Origin of the sequence: Micromonospora sp. LOL_015, assembly GCF_048060275.1 — a bacterium.
Taxonomy (GTDB): Bacteria; Actinomycetota; Actinomycetes; order Mycobacteriales; family Micromonosporaceae; genus Micromonospora_E.
The window spans coordinates 178,589-192,594 of the sequence record NZ_JBHMIO010000001.1; the positions used below are offsets into that span (position 1 = coordinate 178,589).

At 71.4% G+C, this 14,006-nt stretch carries 13 protein-coding genes; 2 read left to right on the plus strand and 11 right to left on the minus strand.

The window, feature by feature from the left end; all coding sequences use genetic code 11:
* Positions 1–5: 5 nt before the first annotated feature.
* The 6 genes from ACFHWU_RS00755 to hisD are packed head-to-tail and all read right to left on the minus strand — an operon-like array spanning position 6 to position 4,340.
* Positions 6–332 (minus strand): hypothetical protein, encoded by a 327-nt coding sequence (locus tag ACFHWU_RS00755; RefSeq protein ID WP_416589583.1) that lies wholly within the window; start codon positions 330–332, stop codon positions 6–8.
* Positions 329–994 (minus strand): imidazole glycerol phosphate synthase subunit HisH, encoded by a 666-nt coding sequence (hisH, locus tag ACFHWU_RS00760; RefSeq protein ID WP_416551755.1) that lies wholly within the window; start codon positions 992–994, stop codon positions 329–331. Before hisH ends, ACFHWU_RS00755 begins: the two co-directional genes overlap by 4 nt.
* Positions 994–1,164: a hypothetical protein gene (locus ACFHWU_RS00765; RefSeq protein WP_416551754.1), complete on the minus strand. Its 171-nt coding sequence runs from the start codon at positions 1,162–1,164 to the stop codon at positions 994–996. The genes hisH and ACFHWU_RS00765 overlap by 1 nt, the downstream gene beginning before the upstream one ends.
* Before the next feature lies 1 nt (position 1,165).
* Positions 1,166–1,777: an imidazoleglycerol-phosphate dehydratase HisB gene (gene hisB, locus ACFHWU_RS00770; protein WP_416551753.1), complete on the minus strand. Its 612-nt coding sequence runs from the start codon at positions 1,775–1,777 to the stop codon at positions 1,166–1,168.
* Entirely contained in the window at positions 1,777–2,961 is a 1,185-nt protein-coding gene (locus ACFHWU_RS00775) for a histidinol-phosphate transaminase (RefSeq protein ID WP_416551752.1), read from the minus strand. Before ACFHWU_RS00775 ends, hisB begins: the two co-directional genes overlap by 1 nt.
* On the minus strand, positions 2,958–4,340 hold the full coding sequence (gene hisD / locus ACFHWU_RS00780; protein WP_416589584.1) for a histidinol dehydrogenase: 1,383 nt from the start codon (positions 4,338–4,340) through the stop codon (positions 2,958–2,960). Before hisD ends, ACFHWU_RS00775 begins: the two co-directional genes overlap by 4 nt.
* Positions 4,341–4,427: 87 nt before the next feature.
* On the opposite strand from hisD, the gene ACFHWU_RS00785 reads away from it, so the two are divergent.
* Positions 4,428–5,129 carry an LON peptidase substrate-binding domain-containing protein gene (locus ACFHWU_RS00785; RefSeq protein WP_416551750.1) on the plus strand — a complete coding sequence of 234 codons (702 nt, stop codon included), beginning with the start codon at positions 4,428–4,430 and terminating at the stop codon, positions 5,127–5,129.
* On the opposite strand, the gene ACFHWU_RS00790 is transcribed toward ACFHWU_RS00785, so the two are convergent.
* The gene (locus ACFHWU_RS00790) at positions 5,044–5,865 is read right to left on the minus strand and encodes a DUF2567 domain-containing protein (RefSeq protein WP_416589585.1); all 822 of its coding nucleotides are present in this window, start codon (positions 5,863–5,865) and stop codon (positions 5,044–5,046) included. The two genes, ACFHWU_RS00785 and ACFHWU_RS00790, sit on opposite strands and share 86 nt — an antisense overlap.
* Positions 5,866–5,886: 21 nt before the next feature.
* Positions 5,887–9,429: a DNA polymerase III subunit alpha gene (gene dnaE, locus ACFHWU_RS00795; RefSeq protein WP_416551748.1), complete on the minus strand. Its 3,543-nt coding sequence runs from the start codon at positions 9,427–9,429 to the stop codon at positions 5,887–5,889.
* Between the two features lie 193 nt (positions 9,430–9,622).
* Here dnaE and ACFHWU_RS00800 point away from each other — a divergent pair, with 193 nt between their 5' ends.
* Positions 9,623–11,206, plus strand: coding sequence for a hypothetical protein (locus tag ACFHWU_RS00800; protein WP_416589586.1), 1,584 nt, complete (start codon positions 9,623–9,625; stop codon positions 11,204–11,206).
* Between the two features lie 15 nt (positions 11,207–11,221).
* On the opposite strand, the gene ACFHWU_RS00805 is transcribed toward ACFHWU_RS00800, so the two are convergent.
* From ACFHWU_RS00805 to ACFHWU_RS00815, 3 genes are read right to left on the minus strand one after another with little or no spacing between them, the layout of a single operon-like run.
* Positions 11,222–11,530 carry a hypothetical protein gene (locus tag ACFHWU_RS00805; protein WP_416589587.1) on the minus strand — a complete coding sequence of 103 codons (309 nt, stop codon included), beginning with the start codon at positions 11,528–11,530 and terminating at the stop codon, positions 11,222–11,224.
* 56 nt (positions 11,531–11,586) lie between these two features.
* A complete protein-coding gene (locus ACFHWU_RS00810) occupies positions 11,587–13,665 on the minus strand; it encodes a hypothetical protein (RefSeq protein ID WP_416589588.1) in 2,079 nt (692 codons plus the stop codon).
* On the minus strand, positions 13,662–13,976 hold the full coding sequence (locus ACFHWU_RS00815) for a hypothetical protein (RefSeq protein WP_416589589.1): 315 nt from the start codon (positions 13,974–13,976) through the stop codon (positions 13,662–13,664). Before ACFHWU_RS00815 ends, ACFHWU_RS00810 begins: the two co-directional genes overlap by 4 nt.
* Positions 13,977–14,006 lie beyond the last annotated feature (30 nt).

Here is a 14,006-nt window from a genome sequence, read left to right on the forward strand (position 1 = left end):
GGGTATCAGGTCCGTCGGCCGAGTGCGATGACCACGACGGCGGGTGCCACGAGCAGCAGTACGACGATCAGCAGCAGGCGCAGCGCCATGTCGGGCACGGCCAGCCAGACGACCGCCAGCGCCGCCACGGTCAGCACCGCGATCCCGGCACGTTCGGCGCGGCTACGCCGGATGAACAGCCGCCCGGTGCGCCCGCCCGGCCGACGCGGGGTGAGCCGGCGCAGCGCGGACCGGCGCCGCTGCCGGCGGGCGCTGGTCCGGGCGCGGGCGGCCCGCTCGCGTTCCGCCTCGGCCAGCCGGGCGGCCCGGCGGCGGGCCCGTTCCTTGCTCACCGGTCCTCCCCTCCCGTCATGGTCGGTGGAGTCAACGTGGCCAGCCAGTTGCCCAGCAGGATCGCCCCGGTCTGGGCGGACTTCTCCGGATGGAACTGCGTCGCCGACAGCGCGTCACGTTCGGCGGCGGCCACGAAACCGGCTCCATGTTCGGTGGTGGTGACCAGGGCGCCGGCGGCGCTCAGCTGGTCGACGGCGAGTGCCGCGTACGAGTGCACGAAGTAGAACCGGGCGTCGCCGGGCAGACCGGCGAACAAGGTGCTGCCGGCCGGCGCGGCGACGGTGTTCCAGCCCATGTGCGGCACCCGCTCGGCGGGCAGCCGGCGAACCCCGCCGGGCAGCAGGCCGAGCCCTTTGGTGACCACCCCGTGCTCCTCGCCGTACTCGAAGAGGATCTGCATGCCGACGCAGATGCCGAGTACCGGGCGGCCCTCGGCGACCCGCCGCGCGATCACCGGCGCCGCACCCAGCTCGTCGATACCGGACATGCAGGCCGCGTACGCGCCGACGCCCGGCACCACCAGTCCGGCGGCGGCGTCGGCCGCGGCCAGGTCGGCGGTCACGGTCACCTCGGCACCGGCCCGGGCCAGAGCCCGTTCGGCGGAGCGCAGATTGCCGGAGCCGTAGTCGAGCACCACGACGGCCGGCGATGGCGTGACCATCAGTCACCTCCCGGTAGCAACCAGAACACGCCGGCGGCGACCGCCAGCAGGGCGAGGCCGGCGGCCAGACCGATGGCACCCCGCCCGGCACCCTGACGGTGCAGCGACCAGACGCCACCGACCAGCACCCCGGCCAGCGCGAACAGCGCCACCGGCAGGAAGCTGTCCACGTTACAGCGCGCCTTTGGTGCTGGGCACCGAGCCGGCCGACCGGGGGTCGATCGCCACCGCCTCGCGCAGCGCCCGCGAGACCGCTTTGAACTGGGCCTCAACCACGTGGTGCGCGTCCGGGTGGCCGCCGTCGCGGGCGGCCCGCAGCACCGACACGTGCAGCGTGATCATGGCCGAGTGGCCGAGCGACTCCCAGATGTGCCGGGTCATGCTGGTCGGGTAGACCGGCCCGATGTACGGCGCCAGCGCCGGCTCGTCGTGCACCACGTACGGCCGGCCGGACAGGTCGACCACCGCCCGTACCAGTACCTCGTCCATCGGGATGGTGGCCGAGCCGTACCGGCGGATGCCCGCCTTGTCGCCCAGCGCCTGGCGCAGCGCGGTGCCCAGCGCGATCGCCGTGTCCTCCATCGTGTGGTGCGCGTCGATCTCCAGGTCACCGACCGTCTGTACGGTCAGGTCGAACCCGCCGTGCCGGGCGATCTGGTGCAGCATGTGGTCGTAGAAGCCGACACCGGTGCCGATGTCGGCGGTGCCGGTGCCGTCGAGGTCCAGCTCCACCAGCACCTTGGTCTCGGCCGTGGTGCGTTCGACCCGTGCGGTGCGGTTCATCAGATTCCTTCCGTGGACGCTCCGGCCCGCAGGCCAGGGAGGAGATTTGCGGCTGTCTGCGACGTGGCGGCTGGTTCGGACCCGGTGACCTGCTCGGTCATCGCGTCGAGGAACGCGTCGGTCTCCTGCGGCGTCCCAGCGGTCACCCGCAGCCAGCCGGCCAGCCCGACGTCACGGACCAGCACCCCGCGTTCCAGCAACGCCTGCCAGACGGCCCGCTGGTCGCCGGTGGCGCCACCGGCGCCGTTGACACCGAACAGCACGAAGTTGGCGTCGCTGTCCGCCACGGTGAGCCCGAGCCGACGCAGCTCGGCGACGATCCGGTCCCGCTGCTGCATGATCACCCGTACCGTACCGAGCAGGGTGTCCCGGTGCGCCAGCGCCGCCCGGGCCGCCGCCTGGGTCAGCGCCGACAGATGGTAGGGCAGGCGGACCAGTTGGACCGCGTCGACCACCGCGGGATGCGCCGCCAGGTAGCCCAGTCGACCGCCAGCGAAACCGAACGCCTTGCTCATCGTCCGGGTCACCACCAGCCGTGGATGCGTCGACAGCAGCCGCACCGCGCTGGCCGTGCCGGGGCGGGCGAACTCGGCGTACGCCTCGTCGACGACGACCATGCCCGGCGCGGCGGCCAGTACCGCCCGCACCACCGCCGGGTCCAGGGCGGTCCCGGTCGGGTTGTTCGGAGAGCAGAGGAAGACCAGGTCCGGCTGGTGCTCGACCACCTGGCCGGCCGCGTCGTCGGCGGACAGGTCGAAGTCGGGTCCGCGTCGGCCGTCCACCCACCGGGTGCCGGTGCCCACCGCCAGCAGCGGATGCATCGAGTACGCAGGGGTGAAGCCGAGCGCCACCCGGCCGGGACCGGCGAACGCCTGCAGCAACTGCTGCTGAATCTCGTTGGAGCCGTTGGCCGCCCACACCCCGGCGGTGGTCAGCCCGTGCCCGAGATAGCCGGCCAGATCGGCCCGCAGTGCGACCGCGTCCCGGTCCGGGTAGCGGTTGAGTTGCCGCAGCTCGGCGGTGACCGCCTCGGCGATCGCCTCGACCACGACGTCCGGCAGCGGGTAGGAGTTCTCATTGGTGTTGAGCCGCACCGGTACGTCCAACTGCGGTGCCCCGTACGGACTGCGCCCGCGCAGATCGTCGCGGATCGGCAGGTCGTCCAGGGTGACCGGGCCGGTCATCTGGTCACCGCCGGTCCGCCCGGGGAAACGGCCGGTGAGTTCGCTGCCGGGGCGGCGCTGCCGGCCGGGTCGGCGAACCGGGCCCGGACCGCCTGCCCGTGCGCCGGCAGGTCCTCCGCCTCGGCCAGGGTGACCACGTGCTCGGCGACGTCACGCAACGCGTCCGCGTCGTACTCGACGAAATGGATGCCGCGCAGGAAGGACTGCACCGACAGGCCCGAGGAGTGCCGGGCGCAGCCGCCGGTGGGCAGAACGTGGTTGGAGCCGGCGCAGTAGTCGCCCAGCGACACCGGGGCGTACGCGCCGACGAAGACCGCCCCGGCGTTGCGGACCCGCAGCGCCCACTGCCGGGCGTCCCGGGTCTGGATCTCCAGGTGCTCGGCGGCGTACGCGTCGACCACGGCCAGACCCGCGTCGAGGTCGTCGACCAGGACGGTGCCGGACTGCTCGCCGCCGAGCGCGGTCGCGATCCGGTCGGCGTGCCGGGTGGCCGGCACCTGCCGGGCCAGTTCCCGGTCGACCGCGTCGGCCAGCCCAGTCGACGGGGTGACCAGTACGCTGGCCGCCAACGGGTCGTGCTCGGCCTGGCTGATCAGGTCGGCGGCGACGTGCACCGGGTCCGCGGTGTCGTCAGCGAGGATGGCGATCTCGGTCGGGCCGGCCTCGGCGTCGATACCGGCCACCCCGCGCAGCAGCCGTTTGGCGGCGGTGACCCAGATGTTGCCCGGCCCGGTGATCACGTCGACCGGGGCGCACCGGTCGGTCCCGTCCGGGTCGACCGCGGCACCGTAGCCGAGCATCGCGACGGCCTGGGCTCCGCCGACCGCGTACACCTCGTCGACGCCGAGCAGGGCGCAGGCGGCCAGTACCCGCGAATCGGGCAGCCCGTCGTTGTCGCGCTGCGGCGGGCTGGTCACCACCAGCGATGCCACCCCGGCGACCTGGGCGGGGACCACGTTCATCACCACGGTCGATGGGTACACCGCCAACCCGCCGGGCACGTACAACCCGACCCGGCCGACCGGCACCCAGCGTTCGGTGACGGTGCCGCCGGGCACCACCTGGGTGGTGACGTCGGTCCGGCGCTGGTCGGCGTGCACCCGCCGGGCCCGGTCGATGCATTCCAGCAGCGCGGCCCGGACCCCGGGATCGAGGTCGCGCTCGGCCGCGGCGAGCGCTTCGGTGGGCACCCGCAGCCGGTGCGGGCTGACCCCGTCGAACCGCTCGGCCGCCTCCCGGATCGCCGGGTAGCCATGGTCACGGACCGCCTCCACCAGCGGGCGGATCCGCTCGACCGCCACGGAGACGTCGAGCTGGGCACGGGGCAGCAGGCCACGCGGGTCAGGTGACCCGCCTCGCAGGTCGATCCGGTTCAGCACGCTTGCGAGTCTAGGCGTCCTCCCACTGGCCGGACGCCGGCCGTCCAGCGGACGGGACAGTGAGCGTGACCACGCTAGGCTCGACCGGTGGGTCAGCGGCTACCGGTCTTTCCGCTCGGGACGGTGCTCTTCCCCGGGTTGGTGCTGCCTCTGCACATCTTCGAGGAGCGTTACCGGGCACTGGTCCGGCATCTGACCAGCCTGCCCGAGGGCGTCACCCGGGAGTTCGGGGTGGTGGCGATCCGGCGTGGCTGGGAGGTGCTGCCGAGCGCCGGGCCGCCGGGTGCGCCGGCACCGACCTCGGTGAGCCTGTACGAAATCGGCTGCACCGCTCAGCTGCGGCAGGTCACCGAGCTGCCGAACGGACGGTACGACATCGTGACGGTGGGCCGGCGCCGGTTCCGGATCACCGACCTGGCCACCGAAGGTACGCCGTACCTCACCGCGTCGGTGCAGTGGCTGCCCGAGCCGACCGGGTCCGAGGAGCTGGCCGACCTGCTGGCCCCGCAGGTGCTCGCGGTGTTCCGGCAGTATCTCGACCTGGTCCGGACCGACTCTGCCGAGATCACCGAGCAGCTGCCGGAGACGCCGACCGTGCTCTCCCACCTGGTGGCGGCGACCGCCGCGTTGCACATCAGCGAGCGGCAGGCGCTGCTAGCGGAGCTGGACACCGCCCGACGGCTGCGGGCCGAGCTGCGGATGCTCAATCGGGAGGTGGCGCTGCTGCGCCGGGTGCGGGCGGTGCCGGTCCCGTTGCCCGAGTTGGCGGTTCCGGCGAGTCCGAACTGATCCGCGGATCGGCGGCGACGTCCGGGGCCGGACGAACGTCCGGGGCCGCTGGGAGGATCGGAAGGTCAGGCCCGGCTTCGCCCCGGTCCGGCCCCGGACGCAGGTCCGGGTGGCTGGACCAGCCGGCCAGCATGGTGTACGCCAGCACTGCGCCGAGCGCCGGAGCGCTGAACGCGCCGGTGACCGTCGGCAGCACGCCGAACCACAGATCGAAGTCGCCGGCCTGCAGGTCCGGTGGCCGCTCCAACTGGGCACCGAGCGCCGCCGCCTCGATCGCCCGCTGGTAGCCGGCCAGGCCGATCTGCCGGCCCAGGGCCCAGGCCAGCGCCGCCGCGCCGAGCCCACCGGCGGCGACGGCGACCAGCCCGTACGGGCCACGGGACCGGGGCAGCGACGCCCAGACGACGATCCCGGCGAGGATCCCGTAGCCGACGCCGAGCATCGCGAACCAGCCGTCGGCGGCGACGAAGACCTCCGGGTCGCCGCCCCGTACCGCCGCGCCCTGCTCGGTCTTGACCACCGGGATCCAGGGGGCCAGCATCGACCAGGCGACGCCGAGCGGAGCACCGCCCACGGTGATCGCGGCGGCGACGTACAGCCCTGGCCGTCGCCAGATCCGGCGCCGGCTGGCGGCCGGGGTGGACCCCGCCGCGCCGACGTCGGACGAGGGTGCCGGCGACGCTCCGGACGGGCCGGTCGGGTCGCCGGGTGGGCCGGCGTCGGCGGTGGAACTCACCCGTCGATCCTCTCGCAGGTCTCAGCCGGCCACGGCGGTAGGGCCGAGGAGCGCCTTGAGGTCGGCCATCAGGGCGGTCGTCGGGGCGACCCGGTGCGGGCCGAGGCGCAGCAGGGTGGCGCGGCCGCCGTTGACGAGTTTGACGTGTACCTCGGCCGAGCCGGGGTGGCTGGTCAGCACGTCGCGGAGGCTGTCGACCAGGGGCGGGGTGCAGCGGGCCGGGGACAGCGCGATCACGATGGGTTTGATCTCGTCGGCGGCGGTGATCTCCGGTACGGACAGGTCCATCGCCATCAGCCGGGGCTGGTCGTCGCGTCGATCGACCCGGCCCTTGACCACGACGATGGCGTCCTCGGCGATGTACTGGCCGACGAGTTCGTAGGTGTTCGGGAAGAACAGCACCTCGACGGCGCCGCCCAGGTCCTCCAGGGTGGCCGACGCCCACGCCCGGCCCTGCTTGGTGATCCGCCGCTGTACCCCGGAGAGGATGCCGGCCAGGACGACCACGGTGCCGTCGGCGACCGCGCCGTCCTCGGCGAGGGCGGCGATGGACATGTCGGCGGCGTTGGCGAGGACGTGCTCGACTCCGAACAGCGGGTGGTCGGAGACGTACAGGCCGAGCATCTCCCGTTCGAAGGTGAGCAGGTCGGTCTTGTCCCACTCGTCGTCGGGGATCGGCGGGGTGACCACCATCGGGCCCGCGCCGCCGCCGGCCGGGTCGGCGGCGCCGAACGCGTCGCCGAACAGGTCGTACTGGCCGACCGCCTCGTTGCGTTTGAGGTCCATGAACGAGTCGATCGCGTCGGCGTGCACCGTCAGCAGGCCCCGGCGGGTGTGGCCGAGGGAGTCGAACGCGCCCGCCTTGATCAACGACTCGACGGTGCGTTTGTTGCAGGCCACCGGGTCGACCTTGCGCAGGAAGTCGTAGAAGTCGGTGTAGGCGCCCTTGTCCTTGCGGCACCGGGCGATCGCGTCGACCACGTTCGTGCCCACGTTACGCACGGCGGCCAGGCCGAACCGGATGTCGGCGCCGACGGCGGTGAACCGGGCCCCGGAGGCGTTGACGTCCGGCGGCAGCACCTTGATCTTCATCCGCCGGCACTCGGCCAGGTAGACGGCGGCCTTGTCCTTGTCGTCGCCGACGCTGGTCAGCAGCGCGGCCATGTACTCGGCCGGGTAGTTGGCCTTCAGATAGGCGGTCCAGTAGGACACCAGGCCATAGCCGGCGGTGTGCGCCTTGTTGAACGCGTAGTCGGAGAACGGGACCAGGATGTCCCACAGCGTCTTGATCGCCTCGTCGGAGTAGCCGTTGTCCCGCATGCCCTGCGAGAACGGCACGTACTCCTTGTCCAGGATCTCCTTCTTCTTCTTGCCCATCGCCCGGCGCAGCAGGTCAGCGGCGCCGAGCGTGTAGCCGGCCAGCTGCTGGGCGATCGCCATGACCTGCTCTTGGTAGACGATCAACCCGTAGGTGTCGCCCAGGATGTCGGCGAGCGGTTCGGCCAGCTCGGGGTGGATCGGCACCACCGGTTTGCGGTTGTTCTTGCGGTCGGCGTACTCGTTGTGCGCGTTGGCGCCCATCGGACCCGGCCGGTACAGGGCGAGGACGGCGGAGATGTCCTCGAAGTTGTCCGGCACCATCGACCGCAGCAGCGACCGCATCGGCCCGCCGTCGAGCTGGAACACCCCGAGCGTGTCACCGCGGGCGAGCAGCTCGTAGGCGCGCTTGTCGTCCAGCGGCAGATCCTCCAGGACCAGGTTGAGGTTCTGGTTGTCGGCGATCCCGGCCAGGCAGTCGTCCATCACGGTCAGGTTGCGCAGCCCGAGGAAGTCCATCTTCAGCAGGCCGATGGACTCACACGCGCCCATGTCCCACTGGGTGATGATCGCCCCGTCCTGCTCCCGCTTCTGGATCGGCAGCACGTCGACGAGCGGATCCCGGGACAGGATCACCCCGGCCGCATGCACCCCCCACTGCCGTTTCAGCCCCTCCAGACCCTTGGCCGTGTCGACGATCTTGCGGACCTCGCCGTCGGACTCGTACAACGCCCGGAACTCCACCGCCTCCGGGTAGCGCGGGTGCTTCGGGTCGAAGATGCCGGTCAGCGGGATGTCCTTGCCCATCACCGGCGGCGGCATCGCCTTGGTGATCCGGTCACCCATCGCGAACGGATAGCCGAGCACCCGCGCCGCGTCCTTGATCGCGGCCTTCGCCTTGATCGTGCCGTAGGTGATGATCTGGGCGACCCGCTCCTCGCCGTACCGCTCGGTCGCGTACCGGATCATGTCACCGCGGCGACGCTCGTCGAAGTCCATGTCGATATCCGGCATCGACACCCGGTCCGGATTCAGGAACCGCTCGAACAGCAGGCCGTGCGGGATCGGGTCCAGCTCCGTGATACCCAGGGCGTACGCGATCAGCGCCCCGGCCGCCGAACCACGGCCCGGACCGACCCGGATCCCCTCCCGTTTGGCGTAGTGCACCAGGTCCGCGGTCACCAGGAAGTAGCCGGGGAAACCCATCTTGAGGATCACGTCGAGCTCGTACTCGGCCTGCCGGCGGTGCCCTTCGGGCACCCCACCGGGGAACCGGCGCTCCAGCCCACGCAGCACCTCGGCCCGCAGGAACGACTCCTCGGTCTCCCCGGCCGGCACCGGGAACTGCGGCATCAGGTCACGGGACGCGAACAACGCCGAATAGTCGCCGATCTTCTCGGCGATCTCGAGAGTGTTGTCACACGCCCCCGGCACCTCGGCGTCCCACAGTTTCCGCATCTCCGAAGCGGATTTCAGATAGAAGTCCCGCGCGTCGAACTTGAACCGCTTCGGGTCCGCCATCGTCGAACCGGACTGAACGCACAGCAGCACCTCGTGCGCATCCGCGTCCCGTTCATGCGTGTAGTGCAGATCATTGGTTGCGACCGGTTTGAGATTCAACCGCTTACCTAGCCGGATCAGATCATCCCGGACCCGGGTCTCGATACCCAGACCGTGATCCATCAACTCCAGGTAGAAATTGTCGGCCCCGAAGATGTCGCGGAATTCAGCCGCCGACGCGCACGCCTTCTCGAAGTCACCGATCCGCAACCAGGTCTGGACCTCACCGGACGGGCACCCCGTCGTCGCGATGATCCCCTTGCCGTACTCGTTCAGCAGTTCCCGGTCCGCACGCGGCTTGTAGAAGTACCCCTCCAGGCTCGCCCGCGAGCCCAGCCGGAACAGGTTACGCAGGCCGTCCGCGTCCGCCGCCAGCATCGTCATGTGGGTGTACGCGCCACCACCGGAGACGTCGTTCTCCCCGCCGTCGGCCCACCGAACCCTGGTCCGGTCCCGACGATCCGTCCCCGGCGTCAGATACGCCTCCAGGCCGATGATCGGTTTCACCCCGGCACCGGTCGCCTGCTTGAAGAAATCGTACGCGCCGAAAAGATTGCCGTGGTCGGTCATCGCCAGGGCCGGCATTTCCAGACGGTTGGCCTCGGCGAACAGTTCCTTCAACCGGGCCGCTCCATCGAGCATCGAATACTCTGTGTGCACGTGCAGGTGCACAAAACCATCGGACACCGACCCGGCCCCCTTCTCCCGTCCCGGCACGACCAGCGAACCCTATCGTGTCGCCGCCGGCACCGCATCGAGCCACGCGGGGATCCACCGCCACCCGGTCGACACCCACTTTCGCCCGCCCCGACTCGCGACACTCTCGGCGGACCACGAGCTCCACCCGACAACACCACCAGTGAGGGTTTACCGTCTCTGTGTGAAGGCAACCAGACAGAGACCCACATTTCGCTCCAGGTTGGCCGGCATCGGCATCGAGGCGCTGGTCAGCATCGGCACCGCGTTCGGGTTCCTGGCCTGGAGCAAAGACATAGATGTCGATCCACTGGACCGGAAAGGCCAGGTGAGCGGCCTGGCGGCACTCCAGCTCCGGTTCGCGGTGCTGGCCGGCGTGCTGGTCGTCGCGATGGTGCTGACCCACCGGCTGCTCGCCCCGGCACACCGCCCGTACATCGTCCGGGCCGGCTGCGCCGCGATCGCCGGGCTCGCCACCGGGCTCGTCGCCGGTGGGATCGCGGTGGCACTGCGCGGCACCCAGCTGCCGCTGTGGGCCGGCGGCGGCGACTACCAGTGGATTCTCGAATGGACCGCCGCGTTGTGGTCCGGGCAGGAAATCTCCGACCACTACCCACCGGCCGTCTTCTGGATGATCGGGGCCTGGGCCCGGCTGACCGACCAACCGCACGTCCTCGCCCTCAAGGACCTCCAGTTGGCCGGTACGGCCCTGTTCGGCCCGGCCGCCTACCTCGCCTGGCGGTTGGTGCTGCGTCCGCTCTGGGCGGTGACCGTCGGGGTACTGGCGATGCTGCCGATGATCGAACCGGTCAAGCCGTACCCGCAGATCACCCTGGTGATGCTGATCCCGGTGCTGGTGAAGTTCCTGTCGACGGTCCGCCGGGCGGACCGGATGACCGCCCGGCGGGCACTGCTGGCCGGCACGCTGGCCGGGGTCGGCCTCGGGCTGCTCTTCCTGCTCTACTCCGGATGGTTCGTCTGGTGCGCGGGCGGCATGCTGGTGGCCGTCGCACTGACCGCCCCGTGGCGGACCGGCTGGCGGTCGGTCCTGCTACTCGGCGGCGCGACCGTGGTCAGCTTCGTGCTGGTCGGCTGGGTACATCTACGCGGCCTGCTCGCCCCGACCGGCGGCACCTCCGACGACTACTTCTACTTCGACACCGACACCGAGCCGGCGTACATCGCGATGTGGCGCAACGACCGACCGGCCGACGTCGGCCCGGTCTGGCCCCCGGTCGGCGAACTCGGCGGGGTCGGGCTGTTCACCCTGCTGCTCGCGGGCGGGCTCGGGCTGGCCCTCGCGCTGGCCTGGCGCCGCAGCATCGTGATCGCCCTCGGCGCGTGCGCGGCCAGCGCCTGGTTCCTGCGGATGTGGCTGGCCAGTGAACAGTGGGAGACCCAGACCGTACGGCTGTATCCGCGGACCACCGCAGTGGTGCTCTACTGTCTACTGATCCTCACCGGATTCGGTGTCCTGCTCGCCGTCCAACGCTGGCGCGACCGCACCGGCGCCACCGGCCCCGGCGCCACCGGCCCAGCCGGCCGAGAGCCGACCGCCCCGGTCGGGCTGCTGCTCGTGCCGCTGCTGTTCGTGCTCGCCTCCGCCGGGTCCGCCACCGTCGACCGGTACCTGCCCGACGAGCGGACCAACCACGCCGGCTACTTCGCCTGGATCGCGCACACGACGCCCTACCCGGACGGCCGATGCTCCCGCTGGGGGGTGGCGCACGGCTGTCAGCCAACGGCCGACCGGGTGCCGGCCGACTGACGTACCGCACGTCGGTCAGGCCGGACGCAGCTCCACCCGCATGATCCGGCCGTTCTCGCGCCCGGCCACGGTGTCAAGGTCGTACTCGACGGCGGTGTCGATGGTCGAGGCGTGCACCAGTCCGTCGCGCAGCAGCGCCAGCATCCCCTCGTGTGACGGCAGCCGACTGTCGGTGCGCAGCGTCGTGCCGAACGCGTGAGCCGGCCGACCGCTGACCCGGGCGATCAGCTCACCGTCGATGTGGTCGTCGGGCGGGCCGTACCCGCCGCCCAGATCGTGCACCCGCAGGAAGGAGACCTTCCCGGTGACCCGCAGTACCGCCATGACCGCTCTCCTCTCACTTCACCCTGGCTGAACTTGGTGGCCGCGTGTCGGACGGGTCAGTCCGCAACGACGGCGACGATCTCGCGTACCGTGGGCCCGACCGGCCGGTACGCCAGCCGGACCCGCCCTCCGGTGGTCAACGCGGCTCGCAGCCCGGTGAACATCCCCCAGTTGCCGGGTAGCGCGTCGTCGACGCGCAGCCTCAACCCGAACGTCTCCCCCGGCCGACCGGCCAACTGGACGATGACCTCGGTGTCGATGTGGTCGTCAGGCGGGCCGTACCCGCCGCCCAGATCGTGCACCCGCAGCAGGCTGATCATCGACGGCGCGGTGAGCACGGCCGTCGTGAACTCGATGTCGTCGACCAGCAGCCGGCCGGTGGGCCGCTCGGAGAAGACCAACCGGATCCGCTTCAGCGCGGTCACGTCCAGCTCGGGATTGACGGCGGTAAACGCGTCGACCGGCAGCCGTACCGTCTGGAAGACGCTGTAGGTCTGCAGGCCGATCAGCGGATAGCGCACCCGGTCGATCACCGAGACGGGTACGGCCGCGCGGTGGACCCCATCGTCGAGCTCCACAACGAGATCGAGGTCCTCGCCGACCGGGTTGTGCCTCTCGTCCGGATGCCCGCTGTCCGTTTCACCGTAGTGTTGCGCCAGCCGCATCGTCAGCGTGTCCGAAGCTGCGACGCCGATGGCATCCAGAAGGGTCTCGTAGCTGGTGGTGTCGTTGCGCCAGGCAACGTCCAGGCCGTGCGTGTCGTGCACGCTCAGCGGCAGCTCCGTACGGTGGTCGACGTCCAGCCACCGGTCGGTGCCCGCGCCGGTGGTCCGAGCGGCCAGTCCGCGCCGGTTGACGGTCTTGTCGATCGGCTCCTCGGCCGGCAGGTCGAGCTGGGCGTCGGCGTCACCGAAATCGTCGACCACCACGACCGACGCCGACTGGTGCTGGCGGCGCACCACCGCTGGACCGACCACCCTGGGCAGCGCTGGACCGGCGAGATAGCCACGGTACGCGACCTGCCCGGTCAGCGCGTCGAGCAGGAATGCTGTCGTCAACGCCTGGCCGATCCGGCGCTGCCGGTCGGTAGGCAGCTCCGGCAGCGCCGGGTCCGACGGCGGCTCCAGGCTGTTGGGGCTGGCCAGCCAGGCCGGGTTCCAGCCCTCGTGCCGGGCGCCCTCGATGAAGGCGAGGCTGCGCGGCCGCCAGGCCCGGTCGTAGAGGCGGATCCCGCCGAATCGAGGAGACTCCCCGGTGACCTCCTGCGGGTCCCGCAACAGATAGTCCAGGCTGCCGTGCAGCTGCAGGTACGCGGTGTGGGTCGCGGCGACCTCCGGCCGGTAGTTGGTCGGGGCGAGACTGACCAGACCGAGAATCCCGTACCGCGGCCGACGGGTGCGGTTGATCGCCTGAGCGAGCACCACGCCTTCGCCGCCCATCGAATGGCCGACCAGCCCGACCCGCCCCCGGTCGACGTACCTGGCCAGGTCGGCGCCGGTGGTCAGCCGGTCGAGCATCGCCATGATGACCTCGCCACGGGACCACTGCTGGGTCAGGCTACCGGTCTGCCGGTTGACCGTGGACAGGTCGATCGAGCAGGCCACCATGCCCCACCTGGCGAGATGCCCGGCCAGCCAGGCGTACCCTTTGAGGCTCTCGACGTCCTCCTCCGGGTGCAGCCAGTAGCCCTGCGCGATGATCACCAGCGGTCGACGGCCGAGACCGTCCGGCACCTGCCCGTCACTGCCGGCCGGCAGCCACACCCGGCCGAGCAGCGGGGCGGCGAACCCGCCTTCGGCGCCCTGCGGGGTGTCGTGCGTGGGGACGGTGAAGTCGCCGTAGTCGACGTCGCGAACGACGGCACCGGCGAATTCGCCCGCCTCGCCGGGATCACGCACCGGGGTGACGGCGGCGCTGGTGGTGCTCTCCGCTGCCAGGTGCGCGACGGCCCGAACCGCTTCCCCGGTCACCCCGGTGACGCCTACCGGGGTGACCGGGGAAGCGGCGAGCCGCCGACCCCGTTCGATGTCGCCCTGGCGGATCGCGACCGTCGCGCCGGGGGTCACTCCGCTGACCCAGACGACGCCGTCACCGACAGCCACCGGCTCCAGGATGCGAGGAGTATGCGGGCTCATGCCACCCCCTCCACCACGGTCCGGACCGCACCGGCCGGCCCGAGATCCACCGTCACCTCGTCGCCGGTCTCGCCGCGGTCGACCACCCCGGTCAGCCGGCTGCCGTCCCGTCCTTCGATCCGGATCACCGGCTGGCCGCCCACCTCGATCCGGGGTGGGACCGCACCGGTACGCAGGTCGCTGCCGTCGATGAGAACGTCGAACCACCCGTCCGGCCGGGAGATCAACCGGCAGGTTCGCACCGTGGGCCGGGGGCGGGCCCGCCGGCTGGCGGACTGGGCCGCCAACCAGAGTTCACGTGGGGTCGACATGCCGCCTCCTCGTTGAGACCATGTCCAGCT

Coding starts and splice junctions, on each gene's coding strand:
- hisH (WP_416551755.1), bottom strand. CDS start 994: ATGGTCACGCCATCGCCGGCCGTCGTGGTGCTCGACTACGGCTCCGGC.
- hisB (WP_416551753.1), bottom strand. CDS start 1,777: ATGAACCGCACCGCACGGGTCGAACGCACCACGGCCGAGACCAAGGTG.
- ACFHWU_RS00775 (WP_416551752.1), bottom strand. CDS start 2,961: ATGACCGGCCCGGTCACCCTGGACGACCTGCCGATCCGCGACGATCTG.
- ACFHWU_RS00805 (WP_416589587.1), bottom strand. CDS start 11,530: ATGGCGGTACTGCGGGTCACCGGGAAGGTCTCCTTCCTGCGGGTGCAC.
- ACFHWU_RS00810 (WP_416589588.1), bottom strand. CDS start 13,665: ATGAGCCCGCATACTCCTCGCATCCTGGAGCCGGTGGCTGTCGGTGAC.
- ACFHWU_RS00815 (WP_416589589.1), bottom strand. CDS start 13,976: ATGTCGACCCCACGTGAACTCTGGTTGGCGGCCCAGTCCGCCAGCCGG.